This window comes from bacterium (assembly GCA_035691305.1).
In the GTDB taxonomy this organism is placed as follows: Bacteria; Sysuimicrobiota; Sysuimicrobiia; order Sysuimicrobiales; family Segetimicrobiaceae; genus DASSJF01.
The window spans coordinates 1-2,552 of sequence record DASSJF010000023.1; the positions used below are offsets into that span (position 1 = coordinate 1).

General features: G+C 72.0%; 3 protein-coding genes. 2 read left to right on the forward strand and 1 reads right to left on the reverse strand.

Features of this window, described 5'->3' with window-relative positions; all coding sequences use genetic code 11:
- Positions 1-1,096 (forward strand): SpoIID/LytB domain-containing protein (locus VFL28_03935; protein HET7263793.1); only part of this gene is annotated, 1,096 nt, incomplete at its 5' end.
- Between the two features lie 92 nt (positions 1,097-1,188).
- Positions 1,189-2,190: a tRNA preQ1(34) S-adenosylmethionine ribosyltransferase-isomerase QueA gene (gene queA / locus VFL28_03940; GenBank protein ID HET7263794.1), complete on the forward strand. Its 1,002-nt coding sequence runs from the start codon at positions 1,189-1,191 to the stop codon at positions 2,188-2,190.
- Here the strand turns inward: queA and VFL28_03945 are convergent.
- Positions 2,180-2,552, reverse strand: a 373-nt coding sequence (locus VFL28_03945) for a hypothetical protein (GenBank protein HET7263795.1), incomplete at its 5' end; no start/stop codon positions are given. The genes queA and VFL28_03945 overlap by 11 nt on opposite strands.

Here is a 2,552-nt window from a genome sequence, read left to right on the forward strand (position 1 = left end):
GCTCGTCCGCGTCGGCATCCTGATCGACCGTCCCTCCGTCCAGATCGCCGCCGACGGCCCGGTCACCGCCGAAGACGTGTCGGTCGCGATGTTCACCACGCCGCCGCCGACGGTGCTCCCGGCGGCGCCGGGCGGGAGCGGGTGGATCGCCGTCGCCAACGGCGCGGGCGGCATCGGCCTGTCGGGAGTGTCTTTCGGCCCCGCGGTCCGGCTGACGGCGCAGCGCGGTTTTCTTCGGGCCGACGGACGCCCGTACCGAGGATCGCTCGAACTCCGACGCACGGCGTCCGGCCGCCTCACCGTCGTGAATCTCGTGGACCTCGAGGAGTACGTCGACGGGGTCATCAAGGGCGAGATCGATCCGCGCTGGCCGCAGGCCGCCGTTCGCGCGCAGGCGGTGGCCGCGCGCACGCTCGCGGTCCAGCGGATGCTGGCGCGGGAGGGGAGTCAGGCGGGCGCCGGCGCGGGCTTCGACCTCCAGGCGACGACCGACGCGCAGGTCTATCTCGGCGCCGCCGCGGAGGATCCGGCCGCGACCGCGGCGGTCGAGGCGACGCGCGGAACGATCATCACCTACGACGGGCGGCCGATCTTCGCCGCCTATCATTCCAACTCGGGCGGCCACACCGAGGACAGCGAGAACGTCTGGGGCACGCCGTATCCATACCTTCGCGGCGTACCGGATCCGTACGCGCTCGAGGCGCCCGGCGTCGCGTGGAGCGCCGTGCTGCCGCTCGCCGCGATCGAAGGCGATCTCCGCCGCGGCGGCACCGATCTGGCCGCGCTCGACGACGTCGCCCCCGGCCGCGTGACCCCGTGGGGACGGGTGGTCACGCTCGTGCTGCGGGGCGGCGACGGGCGGACCCAGGAGATCAACGCGAACCGGTTCCGGCTGCTCGTCGGCCCGAGCGTCCTGCGCAGCACGATGTTCAGCGTGACGCGCGAGGGTGCCGCTGCCGGCTTCACGGGCCGCGGCTCGGGCCACGGGGTGGGCCTCGATCAGTGGGGCGCGCGCGCGATGGCCGCGCGCGGCTTCACGTTCGAGCAGATTCTCAAGTACTATTACACGGGTGTGACAATCGAGCCGAGATACTGACGGTTCACGATGCGATCTTCCCCGACCACCGAGGCGTTCACCCTCTGAGTCTCCGGCTGTCGGACTACGACTACGATCTGCCGCGCGATCGGATCGCGCAGGCGCCCGCGCGGCCGCGTGACAGTTCGCGCCTCCTGATCCTGCATCGCGACGCCGGCGTGCTGGAGCACCGCATCTTCCGGGACCTCCCGGAGCATCTGCGGCCCAAGGACGCGCTGGTCCTCAACGACACGAAGGTGCTGCCGGTGCGGCTCCGCGGCCGCCGCGCGTCCGGCGGCGTGGTCGAGGTGCTGCTGCTGAAACTCGCGCCGGCGTCGGCCGGTCCGCCGGCGGCCGATCGGTGGGAAGCCCTTGTGCGGCCGGGCCGGCGCCTCCGGCCCGGGGCGCGCCTGGCCTTCGGCGGGGGAGCGATCGAAGTCACGGTCGGCGAGCCGACGGAGCGCGGTACGCGCCTCGTCACCGTCCGATCCGCGGGCGATCTTCGTGAGGCCCTCGAACGCGCGGGCGAGATGCCGGTGCCGCCGTACATCGAGCGGCCGCTCGACAGCCCGGCCGATTATCAGACGGTGTACGCCCGGCACGAGGGCGCCGTCGCCGCGCCGACCGCGGGTCTGCACTTCACGCCGGCGCTCTTGGACGCGATTCGGGCGCGCGGCGTGCGTATCGTCTTTCTGACCCTTCACGTGGGCCTCGGCACGTTTCGCGGCGTTGACGCGGAGGACGTGCGCCGGCACCGGATGGGCGCCGAGGAGTACGAAGTGAGCGCGGAAGCGGCCGAGACGATCAACCGGGCGAGAGCGGAGGGCGGCCGGGCGGTCGCCGTCGGCACCACGGTCGTGCGGACGCTCGAGTCGGTCGCGCGAGACGACGGGACGGTCGCGCCGGCGCGGGGCAGCACGGAGCTCTTCATCACGCCGGGATTCCGATTTCGAGTCACCGACGCGCTCGTCACCAACTTCCACCTGCCCCGCACGACGCTTCTGATGCTGGTGAGCGCCTTCACCGGGCGCGAGCGCATCTTGGCCGCATATACCGAAGCGGTCCGGCTCGGCTACCGTTTCTACAGCTTCGGAGACGCGATGTTTATCGTGTGATGCGCGTCCACCCGCGGCGCGCCGGCGCCCACTGCTCGAGCGGCCGGCCGAGATAGTCTTTGCCTTCAACTTGGTAACCTGCGGCGATGAGCCGCTTGAGGGCCTCGGCGTAGTAGCGGTAGTCGACCTGCCAGGAGTTGCGAAGCGGGTTGCGGTAGGCGCCCAATCCGCCGAGGAGCCGGCGGATGTTCTGGTCCTCGGTGGCGTCCGCGCGCAGTTCGACGCTCTGATTGATCGTCCCGAACGCCTGGATCTTGGCGTTCTGCGGTGCGACGACCGGTTGTCCGCCGGGGTTTTCCGAGGTGGCGAGCGCGGGCGTCGCGGGTGCCGGACGCGCTGCCGCCGCCGGGCGGGCCGCACCC